The sequence below is a fragment of the Breznakia sp. PF5-3 genome, assembly GCF_029504745.1.
In the GTDB taxonomy this organism is placed as follows: domain Bacteria; phylum Bacillota_I; class Bacilli_A; order Erysipelotrichales; family Erysipelotrichaceae; genus Breznakia.
In genome coordinates this window covers 1-17055 of the sequence record NZ_JAQFIQ010000048.1, presented here as the reverse complement: position 1 = coordinate 17055, position 17055 = coordinate 1, and the positions used below count along the sequence as shown (strand labels likewise).

Annotated in this window: 18 protein-coding genes and 1 tRNA gene; 17 read left to right on the top strand and 2 right to left on the bottom strand. The window is 33.7% G+C overall.

The features are described from left to right. Positions 1-164: 164 nt before the first annotated feature. From M2475_RS10000 to M2475_RS09940, 13 genes are all read left to right on the top strand, one after another. Positions 165-677: a GNAT family N-acetyltransferase gene (locus M2475_RS10000; RefSeq protein WP_277491288.1), complete on the top strand. Its 513-nt coding sequence runs from the start codon at positions 165-167 to the stop codon at positions 675-677. Between the two features lie 159 nt (positions 678-836). After that, the gene (locus M2475_RS09995; protein ID WP_277491287.1) at positions 837-1190 is read left to right on the top strand and encodes a hypothetical protein; all 354 of its coding nucleotides are present in this window, start codon (positions 837-839) and stop codon (positions 1188-1190) included. A gap of 12 nt (positions 1191-1202) precedes the next feature. Further along, on the top strand, positions 1203-1412 hold the full coding sequence (locus M2475_RS09990) for a helix-turn-helix transcriptional regulator (protein WP_277491286.1): 210 nt from the start codon (positions 1203-1205) through the stop codon (positions 1410-1412). Positions 1413-1426: 14 nt separating this feature from the next. After that, entirely contained in the window at positions 1427-1864 is a 438-nt protein-coding gene (locus M2475_RS09985; RefSeq protein WP_277491285.1) for an NfeD family protein, read from the top strand. Between the two features lie 2 nt (positions 1865-1866). Further along, positions 1867-2814 carry an SPFH domain-containing protein gene (locus tag M2475_RS09980; protein WP_277491284.1) on the top strand — a complete coding sequence of 316 codons (948 nt, stop codon included), beginning with the start codon at positions 1867-1869 and terminating at the stop codon, positions 2812-2814. 90 nt (positions 2815-2904) lie between these two features. Further along, positions 2905-5067: a primosomal protein N' gene (gene priA, locus M2475_RS09975; RefSeq protein WP_277491283.1), complete on the top strand. Its 2163-nt coding sequence runs from the start codon at positions 2905-2907 to the stop codon at positions 5065-5067. An 8-nt stretch (positions 5068-5075) separates the two neighbouring features. After that, positions 5076-6335, top strand: coding sequence for a 16S rRNA (cytosine(967)-C(5))-methyltransferase RsmB (gene rsmB / locus M2475_RS09970; protein ID WP_277491282.1), 1260 nt, complete (start codon positions 5076-5078; stop codon positions 6333-6335). A gap of 48 nt (positions 6336-6383) precedes the next feature. After that, entirely contained in the window at positions 6384-7424 is a 1041-nt protein-coding gene (gene rlmN / locus M2475_RS09965; protein ID WP_277491280.1) for a 23S rRNA (adenine(2503)-C(2))-methyltransferase RlmN, read from the top strand. A 3-nt stretch (positions 7425-7427) separates the two neighbouring features. Then, positions 7428-8159 carry a Stp1/IreP family PP2C-type Ser/Thr phosphatase gene (locus tag M2475_RS09960; RefSeq protein ID WP_277491279.1) on the top strand — a complete coding sequence of 244 codons (732 nt, stop codon included), beginning with the start codon at positions 7428-7430 and terminating at the stop codon, positions 8157-8159. Position 8160: 1 nt separating this feature from the next. Next, positions 8161-9858, top strand: coding sequence for a Stk1 family PASTA domain-containing Ser/Thr kinase (gene pknB, locus M2475_RS09955; RefSeq protein WP_277491278.1), 1698 nt, complete (start codon positions 8161-8163; stop codon positions 9856-9858). 1 nt (position 9859) lies between these two features. Beyond that, the gene (gene rsgA / locus M2475_RS09950; protein WP_277491277.1) at positions 9860-10720 is read left to right on the top strand and encodes a ribosome small subunit-dependent GTPase A; all 861 of its coding nucleotides are present in this window, start codon (positions 9860-9862) and stop codon (positions 10718-10720) included. Positions 10721-10729: 9 nt separating this feature from the next. After that, a complete protein-coding gene (gene rpe / locus M2475_RS09945) occupies positions 10730-11395 on the top strand; it encodes a ribulose-phosphate 3-epimerase (protein WP_277491276.1) in 666 nt (221 codons plus the stop codon). Next, positions 11383-12000 (top strand): thiamine diphosphokinase, encoded by a 618-nt coding sequence (locus M2475_RS09940; protein ID WP_277491275.1) that lies wholly within the window; start codon positions 11383-11385, stop codon positions 11998-12000. Before rpe ends, M2475_RS09940 begins: the two co-directional genes overlap by 13 nt. A gap of 11 nt (positions 12001-12011) precedes the next feature. On the opposite strand, the gene rpmB is transcribed toward M2475_RS09940, so the two are convergent. Further along, the gene (gene rpmB, locus M2475_RS09935) at positions 12012-12203 is read right to left on the bottom strand and encodes a 50S ribosomal protein L28 (protein ID WP_277491274.1); all 192 of its coding nucleotides are present in this window, start codon (positions 12201-12203) and stop codon (positions 12012-12014) included. A gap of 201 nt (positions 12204-12404) precedes the next feature. On the opposite strand from rpmB, the gene M2475_RS09930 reads away from it, so the two are divergent. The 4 genes from M2475_RS09930 to M2475_RS09915 are packed head-to-tail and all read left to right on the top strand — an operon-like array spanning position 12405 to position 16690. Beyond that, positions 12405-13640, top strand: coding sequence for a hypothetical protein (locus tag M2475_RS09930; protein ID WP_277491273.1), 1236 nt, complete (start codon positions 12405-12407; stop codon positions 13638-13640). 26 nt (positions 13641-13666) lie between these two features. Beyond that, positions 13667-14767 (top strand): cell division protein FtsZ, encoded by a 1101-nt coding sequence (gene ftsZ / locus M2475_RS09925; protein WP_277491272.1) that lies wholly within the window; start codon positions 13667-13669, stop codon positions 14765-14767. A gap of 57 nt (positions 14768-14824) precedes the next feature. Beyond that, complete coding sequence (locus M2475_RS09920; RefSeq protein ID WP_277491270.1) at positions 14825-16174, top strand: solute carrier family 23 protein; 1350 nt, start codon at positions 14825-14827, stop codon at positions 16172-16174. Between the two features lie 42 nt (positions 16175-16216). Continuing rightward, positions 16217-16690, top strand: coding sequence for a peptide deformylase (locus M2475_RS09915; protein WP_277491269.1), 474 nt, complete (start codon positions 16217-16219; stop codon positions 16688-16690). 38 nt (positions 16691-16728) lie between these two features. Here the strand turns inward: M2475_RS09915 and M2475_RS09910 are convergent. Continuing rightward, positions 16729-16815 (bottom strand) — tRNA-Leu (locus M2475_RS09910). Positions 16816-17055 lie beyond the last annotated feature (240 nt).

The following is a 17055-nucleotide window of genomic DNA, read 5'->3' as shown; positions in this document are numbered from 1 at the left end:
TTAGCACAAATATACTATACCAAAAAGAACGTCTTTTCTCATCTCGAGATTAGGCGTTCTTTTTATTTTAGGTCTGTTTATTTGTCACAGCCCCTCCTTTTTGTGTCTTCATGGGGAATATGGTGGGAATGTGATATAATGGAGAACATGTAGTGGAGGAATATATGTTTAAAAAAATTATCGATTTTGATGAAGCGTATGATATTATGGAAGCTTCTTTTCCGATTAGTGAAATTAGACCATATGAAAAGATTAAAGAGCTCTATCATCGCGAATTAATGAATATTTATGGATATTATGATCCCGAGATAAAGGGAGCAATGATTATATGGAATGATGATCGATATGTGGTGATTGAAAATTTCGCAGTTGATAGAGCTGCACGAGGTGAAGGTGTTGGGTCAAAAATGATTCACGAGGTTTGTGAACAGATGAAGGATAAAACAATAGTATTAGAAGTAGAGAAACCTCATGATGATATTAGTGAAAAAAGAATTGCTTTTTATGAAAAGAATGGTTTTATATTATCTGAATTTGGATATGTTCAACCAAAAATAAATGCAGTGGTAAATACTGTTCCATTAATTCTTATGGTTTATAATAAACGAATTGATGCAGAAGAATTTCAAGAAATCAAGAAAATGATTTTTAATAGTGTATATAACGAAACATTATAATAGTCGAAATATGTATTATACAAAACGTATCCAGTGTGCTTTGCATGCTGGCTTTTTTGTAAATGCAAAGATAATCTTGTTTGTTTTTATTGACAAGTAAACTTTGCAGTAGTATGATGGTTATGTCAAGAAAACTTGTCATGGAGAAGGAGGCTAGATGTGGACAGAGATGAGGTTTTGAAAAAAAGCAAAGCGAATTTCAAAGGAAAGAATTTATATGAACGTTATTTAGATGAAAAATCATTTTATTATGGTTATTTAATAGCAATTGCTTGTTCTTTGCTTTTAGCAACCATATTGATGATTAGTAATCCAGATGTTCGAATTGTTATTTTTGGAATTCAATTTCATATGTATTATATTGTCTTGTGGCCAGTAGGAATTTCTTTGATTTTCATGTCATTTCAAAAAGCGCGAATTTCAAACAATCGAATGTATGCTTTAACTGGTGTTTATGTATTAATTTTCTTAGTTGTGACACTAACTGGGTATATTGGATGGTTTGCACTATGATGAGGTGAAATTTTGGACGATAGGTTAGTATTGAAGAATCGTCTCAAAGAAGCTAGATTAGAAAAAGGTTGGTCACAAACAGATCTAGCAGAATGGGTAGGAGTTTCAAGACAAACGATATCTTCAATTGAAACAGGACAATTTAATCCAACAGCAAAACTAGCGCTTATTTTGTGTGTTGCATTGGAAAAAAAATTTGAAGATTTATTTTATTTTGATTAAAAAGGAGGTATTTAATGGACACGATTTTCTATGGCTGGATTATTTTATTCTTTGTGATATGTGCATTTGAAGTAGCAACCCAGCAACTTGTTGCCATTTGGTTTGCTAGTGCAAGCTTAATTTGTGTATTCTTAAGTTATTTAGGGGTTGACTTTTCTATACAATTAATAGTATTTATTATAGTATCAATAGCAACATTGGTTATCTTAAGGCCATATGCGATGAAACGGTTAAATACATCAACAGTTTCAACGAATGCAAATGAAATCATTGGGAAAACAGCAATCGTAATTAATGACTTCGATCCACTTACTAAGGAAGGACGAGTGATGATTGAAGGCATGGATTGGGCTGCAAAAACGAATGATGATTCAGAATTGAAGAAAGGCAATGAAGTTATTGTAAAACAAATAGAGGGTGTAAAGGTAATTGTTACTCGGGAGGTAAATTAGATATGGAGTGGATTATTTTATTAGTATTTTTAATTATTATTATTGCATTTATTGGTATGCATGTTAAAATTGTAAATCAATCGGAGTCGTATGTTATTGAACGTTTGGGGACTTATCGTGTTACATGGTCAACAGGATTACATTTTTTAGTACCATTCATTGAAAGAATTGCTAAGAAAATATCATTAAAAGAGCATGTGGTTGATTTTCCACCACAGCCAGTTATTACAAAGGATAATGTAACTATGCAAATTGATACTGTAGTATATTTTCAAGTTACAGATTCTAAATTATATGCATATGGTGTAAATAACCCAATGATGGCAGTAGAGAATTTAACTGCAACTACATTGCGTAATTTAATTGGGGATTTAGATTTAGATGCAACATTGACTTCTAGAGATGTTATAAACACACAAATGCGTGCTATCTTAGATGAAGCTACTGATAAATGGGGGATCAAAGTGAATCGTGTGGAAGTTAAAAACATTTTACCTCCTCGTGAAATTCAAGATGCAATGGAAAAACAAATGAAAGCAGAACGTGAAAGACGTGAAGCAATTCTTCAAGCCGAAGGAAAGAAAAAATCACAAATTTTAATTGCAGAAGGTGAAAAAGAATCTGTTATTCTTCAAGCCGAAGCTGCTAAAGAACGTCAAATTCGTGAAGCAGAAGGTCGCCAAAAAGCAATGGTCTTAGAAGCAGAAGGGCAAGCGAAAGCTATTCTTGAAGTTCAAAAAGCGACTGCTGATGGATTGAGTTTCATTTCCCAAGCGGAAGTAAATGAAGGAACTGTGAAGATTAAAGAATTGGAAGCATTAGCTAAAGTAGCAAATGGAAAATCAACGAAGTTGATTATACCAAGTGAAATCCAAAGTTTAACAGGATTAGCAGCATCTTTAAAAGAAGCAGTATCAATTGATAAAGTTGAAGATAAAGAAGCGAAATAAAAAAGTAAAAGAAGTGTCCAAATAAGGAAACTTCTTTTTTTATCCTCATCTAATATGTGGTATTATTATTAAATAGAAAGTGGTGGGTATATGCGAGTAGCAGATATATATATTGAATATAGTGCATCAGCGGTTGATCGCAGTTTTTGTTATCAATGTGATGATATGACTATCACCGCTGGAATGCGAGTAAAAGTTCAGTTTGCACATCGTGAAATCATAGGGTTTGTTGTACGCATTTATGAATTGAGCGAGCAAGAAGTATTTAATTTAGGTTATAAATTAAATAGCGTAATAGATAAAATAGATGATTATGCACTTTTGAATGAAGAGGCATTCTATCTAGCAAAGGATATGTCTCATAGCTGTGTGGCGCCACTCATCAGTTGCTTTCAAGCGATGTTACCATCAAAGTTGAAACCAAAATCTACAAATCATAAAGTGAAAGAAGAAGTATATGTTGTTTTCCGAGCAGAGGTAGAAGTAAAAGGGAAAAAGCAGCAAATAGCTTTAGAGTATATCAAAGATCAGAGAAAAGTAAAAAGAAGTGTTTTCAATAAAATGTTTAGTTGTCTTACTAGATTGTTAGAATTGGGAGCGGTAGAACTTGTTAGTGAAGAGGCTAGTGCTACATTGACAACGAGTAAAAAAGAATATAAAGAGGTTTCTTTGAACGAGGATCAACATAGGGCAGTTGAGAAAATCAGTGCCAATAAAGGTCATCACGTACATGTGCTACATGGTGTTACGGGAAGTGGAAAAACAGAAGTGTTTCTACATTTGGCAAAAAAGACTTTGGATGAAGGAAAGCAGGTTTTAATATTAGTTCCAGAAATATCTTTAACACCACAGATGGTTGAGCGCGTAAAAGGGAGATTTGGAGAACAGATTGCAATTTATCATTCATCTTTAAATAACCAAGAGAAATATGAGCAATTTAAACTTGTCTTTGAAAAAAAAGTTTCTATTGTTGTGGGAACTCGAAGTGCTGTTTTTATGCCTTTTGATAATCTTGGGTTGATTATTATGGATGAAGAGCATGATCAAAGCTATAAACAAGATAGTACACCACGTTATCATTGTCGTGATATTGCAATTAAACGTGGAGAATATCACGATTGCTGTGTTGTCTTAGCGAGTGCAACACCATCTTTAGAATCGTATGCAAGAGCATATAAAGGTGTTTATCAATTGGTAGAACTGCCTAAACGAATATATGATAATGTTCCAAATACAAAATTGATTAATATGCAAGAAAGTATGCGACGTGATGGTAATTATATCGTTAGTGATATATTGAAAGCTGCTATTGAAGAGCGGTTACATAAGGGAGAGCAGGTTATTATTTTGCTTAATCGTAGGGGATATGCCCCTGTATTGCGGTGTGTAGAATGTGGGAGTGTTAGAAAGTGTCCACATTGTGATTTGGCATTAAACTATCATAAGAGCTCAAATGAGTTGGTATGTCACATGTGTGATTATCGAGAACCTTTGGTTGCACATTGTAGTGAATGCGGAAGTACAAAATTAAAGTATTTAGGTATTGGAACGCAAAAGTTAGAAGAATATTTATCACAAACTTTTTCTGAAGCAAAAATTTTACGTATGGACGCAGATACAACAAGATATAAAAATGCCCATGAAATATTATTGGATAAATTTGGTAATCATGAATATGATATTTTGTTAGGAACACAAATGATAGCAAAAGGCTTGGATTTTGAAAATGTTACCTTGGTCGGTATTTTAAATGGTGATGCAATGCTTTCACGAAATGATTATCGAAGTGTAGAGCTAACATTTGATTTACTTGTCCAAGCGAGTGGAAGAAGTGGCAGGGGAAGTAAAGATGGAGAAGTCATGATTCAGGTGTATGATCCTGACCATTATGCAATTCAATGTGCTAAAGAGCAGGATTATAAAACTTTTTTTCATAAAGAAATGCAATTTCGGCATTTGGGAAAATACCCTCCTTATACCTATTTAGCAAGTTTGATATTTACTTGTTCGGATGATGATAAATTACATCAAGGTGTGGAACAGATTGTAAAGTATGTTCACTTTGAAGAACTACGGGTATTGGGACCAATTGAATTATTGAAAAGAAATGATGATTATCGAATGCGTATAGTGTTAAAAAGTAAAGATTTTGAAAAGCTGGTAGAATGTGTTCGTAAGATTGATGAAATACATCGAAAGCAAAAATATAAATTCAAATTAGAAATTGATGTAAATCCATTATATATGGAATAGGAGACAATATGACAGTAAGAGAAAAGGCCTATCGAATGTTGATTGATATATGCATTCATAAAAAGTATTCACATTTGGTGTTGAAAGATGGAATGAAAGATTTTTCAAATCAAGATAAAGCACTTATTAGCACAATTGTATATGGTACATTACAGAATTATCGATATTTAGATTATCAGTGGAAAGTGTATTGCGAAAAGCTTGTGAAAAAAGAAATTGAAATTTTAATCAATATGAGTGTTTATCAACTTTTATTTTTAGATCGTATACCTGCATTTGCGATTACGAATGAAGCAGTCGAAATCTCAAAGAAGAAATATGATGGAAAGTTTGAAAAATTTGTAAATGCTATTCTACGAAGAGTTATCAAAGAAGGGAAACGCCCATTAGAAGGAGATGAAGATGAAATCTTAGCTATAGAAACTTCATTCCCATTATGGATGGTGAAAATGTGGAATAAGCAATATGGTAAAGATGTTACCCGAAAATTATGTTTTGATGCTTTGAAAACACCGAATCAAACAGTTCGTGTGAATACGATTAAAACAGATAAAAAAGCTTTATTGAAAGGTCGAGATACATATATAGAAGGGAATCTTAGCCCAGATGCTCTCATTTTCAAAAAAGGGAGTGTTGCTGCTAGTGAAGATTTCAAATATGGATATGTAAGTGTACAGGATGAGGCAAGCCAGATGGTGGCAAGATTCTTGGCGCCTATAGAAACGGATGTTGTTTTGGATATGTGTAGTGCGCCAGGTTCTAAAACTGCACATATGGCTGCTCTGATGAAGAATAAAGGTAAAATCGTAGCATTGGATATTCATGAACATCGTATTGAATTAGTGAAGGCTACAATGCGTAGATTAGGCTGTATTTGTGTGGATGCCAAAGCATGTGATGCAACCAAAGCAAGAGAACACTATGATGCAGAAAACTTTGATAAAATTTTGATTGATGCTCCATGTAGTGGTTATGGGGTTTTAAAAAGAAAAAGTGATATTAAATATCATATGCAAAGTGATGATATGGATGAGATTATAAAGATTCAAGCATCTTTATTACAAGCGGCAGAAAGCTTATTGAAAGTTGATGGTACAATGGTTTATTCAACATGTACAATGAATAAGAAAGAAAATGAATTACAGGTGCAAGCGTTTTTGAAGAAAAATCCAAATTTCATATTAGATGAAGAAATAACAATTTTTCCATTTACATATAATACAGATGGATTTTACATGGCAAAACTAAAAAAAATATCATCCCTATAAAAGATATAAAATATGGTATAATGAAAAAGCTGAAAAGGTGTTGAAAAAATGAAAAGTATCTATGATTTAAATTATGATGAAATCCAAGCATTCGCACTCACACAAGGGTGGAAAAAATTTAGAGGAAAACAAATTTTTAAGTGGCTATATAGAAATCGAGTTAATGATTTTGATGCGATGAGTGATTTAAATTTAGAAACGCGTGAATTTTTGAAAAGCGAATTTCATATTTCAACGCTTACCTTAGTAAAAAAACAGGTTTCAAAAGATGGAACAACAAAGTATTTGTTTTCACTAGCAGATGGTAGTTTGGTGGAAACGGTAATGATGGTTTTTGATTATGGAAAAAGCGTTTGTGTATCAACACAGGTTGGTTGCAATATGGGATGTAGTTTTTGTGCTAGTGGATTATTGAAAAAGCAACGTGATTTATCAACCGCAGAAATGGTTGATCAAGTTATGTTTATTCAAAAAGAATTAGACAAAGGTGATGATCGTGTTAGTCATGTTGTGGTTATGGGATGTGGTGAACCGTTTGATAATTATGATAATGTAATGAATTTTTTGGAAATCATAAACGAAGATAATGGGTTGGCGATTGGTGCGCGACATATCACAATTTCAACTTGTGGAATTGTACCAATGATTAAAAAATTTGCCAAAGCACAATATCAATATAATTTAGCAATTTCATTACATGCACCAAATGATGAATTGCGCAATGAGTTAATGCCAATTAATAAAGCATATCCATTAGCTGAATTAATGGATAGTTTAACGGATTATGAAACATTGAATAATCGCAGGTTAACGTTTGAGTATATCTTGTTGAAAGGTGTTAATGATAAAGACATACATGCAAAACAACTTGCGAAACTCTTACATGGACATCATTATTATATTAATTTGATCCCATATAATACAGTAGATGAACAAGGATTTGTTGGTGTTGATCGGACATCTGCAATGGTTTTTTATGATAAATTAATGAAATTAGGAGTGCGTTGTACAATTCGAAAAGAACATGGCAGTGATATTGATGCTGCTTGTGGACAGTTACGTGCCAACGAAATGAAGAAAGGAAACTAGAACATGATAATTTATGGATTAAGTGATACTGGATTAATCAGAAAGCAAAATCAAGATAGTTACTACTATTCAACAAATGTGAATGGTGAGTCTTTTGCTATTGTGTGTGATGGTATTGGTGGTGGTAATGCTGGTGATGTTGCAAGTCAATTGGCAAAGGATTCATTAGCAAAATCTTTCATTGAAAAACCAGTGTTGAAAAGTGATCAAAAAAATAGAGAATGGATATTAGATGCAATCAACAAAGCAAATGATGAAGTGTTTACACAATCCACAAAATCAAAAGAACTGAAAGGTATGGGAACAACCCTTGCTGGGGTTTTGTTTACAGCAGATGCAACGTTTATCTTCCATTGTGGGGATAGTCGTGTGTATGCAATTTATGAGGATTTGATAAGTTTAACAGAAGATCATAACTTTGCAGCAGATTTGGTAAGTGCTGGAGAAATTACGGCTAGTGAAGCGTCTCTTCATCCGCGAGGTGGTATGTTGACCAAGGCTTTGGGCATTTGGAATGAAGTGGAGCCAACAATTAATAAAATTAAAGAAAGCTATAAAGCTTTATTGGTGTGTAGTGATGGGCTGCATGGGTTTGTTTCATCTTCCATAATAAAAAATATTCTTGAACAAAATTGGAGCATTGAAGAAAAGGTGAAAGAATTAATCAAAGCAAGTGAAAATGCAGGTGGCTTTGATAACGTGACAGTTATTATTGCTGAAAAGGAGGGTTACTAGAATGAGTGAACAAAACATGATTGCCAATCGTTACATGGTTGTTACATCGCTTGGTTCTGGAGGGATGGCAGATGTATTTTTAGCGATTGATACGATTTTGAATCGTGAAGTTGCAGTAAAGGTATTGCGTGGTGAATCTGGAAAAGATCCAGTAGCTTTGTTGCGTTTCCAAAGAGAAGCGAGTGCAATATCAAAATTGCATCATCCTAATGTTGTTGAAGTGTATGATATTGGGGAATTTGATGGTAAAAATTACATTGTGATGGAATATGTACGAGGAAAAACATTAAAGCAGTTGATTCGTCAACGTGGAGCCTTAGATAAAGAAGAAGCTGTTTCCATTATGAAGCAGTTAGTTGCTGCAGTTTCACATGCTCATGAAAATAATATTATTCATCGTGATATAAAACCTCAAAATGTTTTAGTGAAAGATGATGGAACCGTTAAAATAACTGACTTTGGTATAGCATTAGCACATGATTCAGTACAACTTACACAAAGTGATTCCGTACTGGGGAGTGCGCATTACATTGCACCTGAAACAACACGTGGCGAAACGGCGACAGTGCAAATCGATATTTATGCATTAGGAATTGTATTTTATGAATTATTAACAGGGTCGGTTCCGTTTACTGGTGATAATCCAGTACAAATTGCGATGCGTCATATGCGTGAAGATATCCCTTCTGTGCGTGAATTTAACAAAACAGTTCCACAGAGTGTAGAAAATATCATTCTTCGTGCTACAGCAAAAAATCGAAGATTCCGTTATGAAAATACTAAAGATATGGCTTTTGATTTAGATATGTGTTTGTTGCCAGAATTTGCAAATGTTGAAAAAGTGACATTCCATGATGAAGATGATCAAAATTCAGGAACTATGGTATTTGATGGTACGCAAAAAACACAAATTCCTAATATCGATAGTGAAACGGTAAAAAATGTTAATACAGCCCAAAATAAGAAACGCAAAAAAAGACGAACGATTATTGCTGCTATTGCAATCCTTGCACTTTTAATAACTGGAGGAACAGCAGGAATTTACTATTCTGGAATTGTTGAAGGGTTTCGACCAGAGCAATATGTAAATGTTCCAAATCTTAAAGGCTTATCCGAAGAACAAGCAAAAGAATTGCTTGAGGAATATGGCTTAGAATTAAATGTTAATGTAAAAGAAGAAATTACTGATGATGTTGAAGCTGGGCTTGTGGTTAAGCAAAGTCCCAAAGCAAAAAATAGTGTTGTGAAGGGATCAAAAGTTACAATTACAATCAGTTCAGGTAAATATTTTGTAGTGGGTGATTATGAAGGAATGTTACTTGAGGACGCAAAAGCGTTGTTGCCTGATTATGTTGAGGTGCTTGAAGAACCTCTTTGGACAAGTGAATATGCAGAAAACACCATAACGGAGCAATCATTATTGTTTGAAGGTGATAAACTTGTACCTGGAGTTTCAAAGAAAATTAGATTTAAATACGCAAGACCTACTACAATTGTACTTCAAGATTACAAAGGCTCTAAAATTGAAACAGCCAAAGGATATTTAGAAAGTTATGGAATCACAGTTAAATTAAGCCAAGAAGAAATTCCAGATGATATTGAAGATGCAACCAAAGGAGTTGTAATTCGACAAGAACCAGAGGCTGGATCAACGTATGTGCAAAGAGGAGATAATGTAGTCACATTATATTATTATTAATATGAAACAAGGGAAAATTATCAAGATCATATCTAATCAATATCAGATTTATAGCGATGGTGAAATCTATGATGCAATTGCTATGGGGAAATTGCGAAAAGGACAAAGCCCTGTTGCTGGTGATATTGTTGTATTTGAAAAACTTGGCGATAAATTTGGTATTCAGAAGATTTTACCACGAAGAAATGAGTTAACAAGACCAACAATTGCGAATGTAGATCAAGCGATTATTGTAATGAGTGCTAAAGATCCAGATTTTTCAACGGTATTAATTGATCGATTAATATTTTTGATATCTTATTCGGGTATTACACCTGTACTTTGTGTTACAAAAATGGATTTAATTGAAGATAAATCTAATACGATATATCAATATATTGAAGATTATCGAAAATCTGGATATGACGTATACACAACAGGGAAAGATTTTGACACCAAAGAAATTGAAGATATTTTAACGGATAAAGTGAGCGTTTTAACAGGTCAAAGTGGCGCTGGTAAGTCTAGTTTGTTGAATCGGATTGATGATTCCTTACAGATTAAGACACAACAAATTTCAAAGGCGTTAGGACGAGGGAAACATACTACAAGACATACGCAATTATTTCCAATTAATGGAGGATGGATTGCAGATACACCAGGTTTTTCTTCTCTTGATTTTGATTCTTTAGATATTCAGAAACTTAGTAAATGTATCGAAGATTTTAAACCATATATAGGATTATGTAAATTCAATGATTGTATACATATCAATGAACCAAATTGTGCAATCATAGATGCAGTTGATAAAGAGAAAATCGTAGCATATCGTTACGAGCACTATAAAGAGATTATCATGCAAATAAAGCAGTCTAAAAAGTAGGAGGAAGTTATGAAACGTGAGATTATCATAGCACCATCCATTTTATCACTTGACTATAGTAAAACGGATGAGCAATTAGAAAATGTAATGAATAGTGAAGCAAAGTGGCTCCATTTTGATGTGATGGATGGACACTTTGTTCCGAACTTAACCTTTGGACCGGATATTTTAAGAGGATTCAAAAAAAAGACATCCATGTTTATGGATGTTCACATTATGGTGAGTGATCCAGTATTTATCTCTGAAATTTTTATTAATCAAGGTGCTGATTTAGTTACTTTTCATTATGAGGCGTTGGGATCAATTGAAAAGTGTATAGAGCTTTGTGATAAGATTCATAAATTTGGTTGTAAATGTGGGATTAGCATAAAACCAGATACTAAAGTAGAAGTGTTAGAGCCAATTTTAGATAGTATAGATTTGGTGTTGGTAATGAGTGTCACTCCAGGATTTGGAGGACAATCATTTATCGAATCTTCATTGGATAAAATTAAATATTTGGATGCATATCGCATTCAAAATACATTACCATATTTGATTGAAGTTGATGGTGGGATTAATTTTGAGACAGCAAACTTATGTGTTGAAGCAGGTGTCGATGTTTTGGTTGCTGGAAGCTATATTTTTAAACATAATATTGAAGAGAAAGTAAAGGAATTAAAATGTCTAAAGTAATGCTTGTTGCAAATAAAGGATATGAGTTAGAGTGGAACCCAGCTTACCATTATATTGGTGTTGATCGTGGAGCAACAATTTTGCGAGAATTGAATATCAAAATGGATTATGCAATTGGCGATTTTGATTCTATAAGCGCTGATGAATTAGTAGAGTTAGAGAAGGTTACAAAAATAAAAAAACTTCCTGTTCGAAAAAATGAAAGTGATAGTGAGTATGCTATTAGGTTTGCGTTGCAACATTATGATGAAGTATTTATCACTGGTGTTACTGGTGGGCGATTGGATCATTTTATATCTTTATATCATCTATTAGCTTTTGCAGATGTGCCGTTTACAATTGTGGATAATCAAAATGTGATATATAAAAGAAAAGTTGGAAAATATGAAATTAAAACATCAAAAAAGTATTTATCATTGTTTGCATGTGAACCATCTATTATAACAATTGAAAATGTGGAATATCCTTTGTCAAAACAATGTTTGCAAACAAGTGATGTTTATACATTGTCAAATGAATCTCTTCAAGAGAGTTCATTTGTGAAAGTTGAAAAGGGAAGTATTGTGATAATAGAATCAGACGATAAAAAAAACACACTTAAGTAGTGTGTTTTTGATTAGATAGCTTTTTTAGCTTTTAATGTTTTTAAAGCACGAGCGGAAACACGGATTTTCTTTGGTTTTCCATCTACCATCACTTTAACTGTTTGTAAATTGACGTTCCATTTACGTTTTGTTGCACGCAATGAGTGAGAACGTTTATTACCTGATAATGGCCCTTTGCCAGTAATTGCACAAACTTTTGACATATGAAATCCTCCTTTCGTACTTTTTACTGCCTGTTTATAATACCATTTATGAAAAAAGAAAGCAAGAAAAATCTTGATATTTACAATTTCAAAGAAAACTTAAATTAAACTGATTCGTTTATTTCATTATACAAAAAAACATGTTTTTTTGTATAATGAAATATGATATTATATATTATAAGTAAGGATGGAGGTTAGACAATGCAAGCAAAACAGTATTATGCTAGTATTGAGTTGGCTGAAGATGAACTTCGGCTAATTGTAGGAGAGTTTTTTATGTCTCGTTTTAACGTGTTAAAAGTTGAAAGAGTCAAGACCTCTGGAATTAAAAATAAAGAAATTATTGATCAAGATAGTGTGAGTGCATCTGTAGTGAAAGCTTTATATGATGTTGAGAAGACACTTGGATTTAAAATAAGAAGTATAATTTTGTGTATTCCTTCGCAAAAGGTAAAATGCGTTAAACGGCGTGTGAATGTACCAATCGAAGAAGGAAGTAAACGTATTCGTGCTTCTCATGCACGAATTGGAGTTGAAAAAGCGATTGATACTTTTTATTTGGAAAATTATGAATTTGTAAATATAGGAAGTATTAAATATACGAATGGTGGTATTTCTTCAAGAACTATTCCGTTAGATGAGCAAGCGGATGTATTGACAATGGATATTGATTTCATCTGTGTTGATCAACAAACAGTTTATTCTTATGTAACTTGTATAGAGGCTGCAGGTATTAGTGTTCAAGATATTTGTTTGGACAACTATGCGATTGCAGAAGAGTCAGCAATTTTTGAAAGCTCTATGGAAAAATATATGGTCCTTTTGAATTGTGAAAAAACCAATACAGATTTATCACTTTTTTATAAAGGGAGACTTCTGGGTTGTGAAAGCTTAAATTATGGATATAATCGTTTTGTGGAAGCAATTCGTCGTAAATATCATTTAAGTTATAAAGAGAGTTTAGATTTGTTGAAAGAATCCGCAATTTATGCGCCAAAAGATTTGAATGATTCAATTGTTTATATATGGGCAGAACGAGATGAGCATAAAAAAGTGACTCGTAAAGAAATATATGAGGCAATTGATGAAGAGTTGAATAATTGGATTCATGAAATCAATGATGCTAATGAGCTGATTGCTCAAAATGAATCATCGAAGATGTTAATTAGTGGATCTGGAGCAGATATTATTGGAATGAATGTCATATGTGATCATTTCTCAATTGATACAAGTGTTTATTTACCAACGACAATTGGGGTCCGTAAAGGTTGTTATAGTGCAACGTTAGGTGCTATTTTCTGTCATAAGAAATGGCAGGCATTGTTAAACACAGATGATACAAATATTGAGTATAGTGCTACAAATGATAGACAGGTAAAAAAAGAAGATGAGAATGCATTTACTAAAAAGCTAAAAAACATCTTATTAAATAGATAGAGAAGGAAAGAGAGGATTAGTTGATAATGAGTGATTCAGAATTCAAGAAGGTCGTAACGATCAAAGTATTTGGTGTAGGTGGCGGAGGCTGTAACGCTGTAAATAGAATGGTCAATGAAGGTGTACAGGGTGTAGAATTTTATGTTGCCAATACAGATTTACAAGTACTTGGCACTTCACCTGTGAAAAACCAAATAGTATTGGGGATGGGCGTTACCAAAGGGCAAGGTGCCGGCTCAGATCCAGAAATAGGGCGTAAAGCTGCACTTGAAACAGAAGGAGAAATTCGCGAAGCAATTAAAGGCAGCGACATGGTATTTATTACTGCTGGTTTAGGTGGAGGAACAGGTACTGGTGCTGCACCATTATTTGCAAAAATTGCCAAAGAAGAAGGTGCGTTAACAGTTGGAATCGTTACAAAACCGTTTAGCTTTGAAGGTGGAACAAGAGCGAAGCAAGCAGAAACAGGTTTAGAAGAACTTAAAGATAATGTTGATTCTTTAATTATTGTGTCAAATAATAATTTGTTAGAAGTAATTGGTAGAAAGCCATTAATTGAAGCGTTTGAAGCGGCAGATAATGTTCTTCGTCAAGGAGTACAAACAATTACTGATTTAATTGCTGCGCCAGCATTAATTAATCTTGATTTTGCAGATGTGAAAACGATTATGAAAGAACAAGGGAAAGCATTAATCGGTGTTGGTATGGCAGAAGGTGAAGAAAAAGCAAAAGCTGCTGCAGAAAAAGCAATTCAATCTCCATTGTTGGAAGCACAAATCACAGGTGCTAAAAAGGCGATTATTAATATTACAGGTGGAGAAACAGTTAGTCTATATGATGCAGATGATGCTACTCAATATATTAAAGAAGCTGCAGGTGGAGATATTGATACGATTTTTGGAGTTGCAATAAACCCTGCATTACAAGATAGAATCATTGTAACGGTAATAGCGACAGGATTTGAAGAAAAAGTTTCAGTACGCAAGCCCGTTGAAAAAGAAGTGACAGTAGAGACCTTTGATTTCACTCCAAAAAGCACAACCCAACAAGAGGTAAAGGATGCAACGTTGGAAGTGGAAGATGTTGAAGAGGATGACGGGATTCCTGTTTTCTTTAAAAAAAGGTAATTTATAAATGGAGGAAACTCCATTTTTATAATGTTATATATATCTAAGGGGGACTATATGGAAAAAAATATAACAGAAGAAAAAACGAATAATTTGATTATTCAAATTGATGAGAAGCCAAAACCATCGGTATGGTTTTTCTTGAGTATCCAACATGTGTTTGCGATGTTTGGTGCTACGATTTTGGTGCCGATTCTTACAGGATATCCAGTTTCGGTAGCTATTTTCGCATCAGGGATAGGGACCTTGATTTACATATTTTGTACAAAACGTAAAGTGCCAGTATATCTTGGATCTTCTTTTGCCTATATTACAGCTGTAGTTTTTGCTGTTGATGCAATGGGCGGAGATATATCTGCAGCTCAAACAGGGCTTATTTTAGTGGGAATCATTTATATTGCAGTTGCATTGTTAATTAAAGTGGTTGGGAAAAATTGGATTGATAAACTGTTACCTCCAATTGTAATTGGACCAATGATTGCAGTTATTGGTCTTGGACTAGCAGGAAGTGCAGTATCCAATGCAGGTTTTACAGACGCTGGGACATTGGGACAGATTATGGTTGCTATTATTACATTTTTAACGGCTGCGTTAATTTCTACTAAAGCAAAAGGCTTTATGAAGATTGTACCATTTCTAATAGCGATTATTGTGGGATATGTTTTTGCTGTTATTCTTCCAGAGATTGCTTCTGTTTTCAATATTGATATAGGCGGAAGAATTGTTGATTTCACACCTTTTGAAACAGCACAGTTTTTCCAAGTTCCGGAATTTGCATTCCCATTCAAGTTGGGCGACTTCAGACAATATGATTTATATTTTGGCCCAGAAACAATTGCGATGTTACCAGTTGCCATTGTGACAATTTCAGAACATATTGGTGACCATACGGTATTAGGAAAGATTTGTGGTAAGAATTTCTTGAAAGACCCTGGATTGGATCGCACGTTAATTGGTGATGGTGTGGCTACAGCAGTAAGTGGTTTTATTGGTGGACCAGCGAATACTACTTATGGTGAAAACACAGGTGTTATCGGAATGACACGAATCGGTTCTGTATATGTAATTATGGGAGCTGCAGTATTTGCGATTTTCTTATCATTTTGTGGGTATGTATCCGCAGCTATTCAAACGATTCCAGCATGTGTATTAGGTGGAATGGGAATTATGCTATATGGTGTAATAGCTAGTAATGGATTGCGCGTGTTAGTAGATAATCAAGTAGACTTCTCACAACAACGTAATTTAATTATTGCCAGTGCAATGCTCGTTATTGGATTAGGTGGTGCTGTTTTCCCATTAGGAGAAATTGCAACCTTGTCAGGCACTGCATTATCAGCAGTGGTAGGAGTATTGTTGAATTTGATTTTACCAAAGCCAGACAAAGAACATACGGTTGAATTATAGTAAACATTAAAGGCTATCTATTTTTATTGAGGAGGGATTGTCTTGGTTAAAGATATTTTACTTTTAGGCGATGATGCTTTGTATCAAAAAAGTGAAGAAGTGTTGTTGAATTCTGATGTGCGTAATATTGTCATTGATTTGCATGATACACTTATGGAGTTTAAAAGGAAATATAAAAAAGGAAGAGCAATTGCTGCTCCACAAATTTATATCCATAAACGAATTATTTATATGTATATAGATAAGCCAATCGTTTTTATAAATCCTACTCTTGAATTTATAGGGTCTGAAAAGATGGATGTATTAGATGATTGTATGTCATTTCCTAATTTAAATGTTATGGTACAGAGATACAAAAAATGCAAAGTTTGTTATTATGATGAACAATGGCAAAAGCAGGAAATTGTTTTTGAAGGCGATTTATCAGAATTGATTCAACATGAATATGATCATCTTGATGGAATTCTTGCTACCATGCGGGCGATTGATTATCAATCATTTTATATGACAAAATAAAAAAGCTAAGGAAATTTCCTTAGCTTTTCTTTGGAATATGGTGCCCGAGACCGGAATCGAACCGGTACGGTATTTCTACCGGTGGATTTTGAGTCCACTGCGTCTACCAATTTCACCACCCGGGCAACTGTAAACTATTATATATTGTTTTTTTAAAAATAGCAATACAAAAAAAGTGGAATAAATGGTAAAAATTTGTTCGTTTTGGTATAGAAGAATAGGTTTAAATGTGATATTATAATAAAGCTCCTTGTTTTTTTAAAAAAACGAAAAAAAAGCGTTGACAGGGGTAAATAGATTTGATATTATAAACAGGCACGGTCGAGAGCCGAGCAAGAGAATTAGATCTTTGAAAACTAAATAGG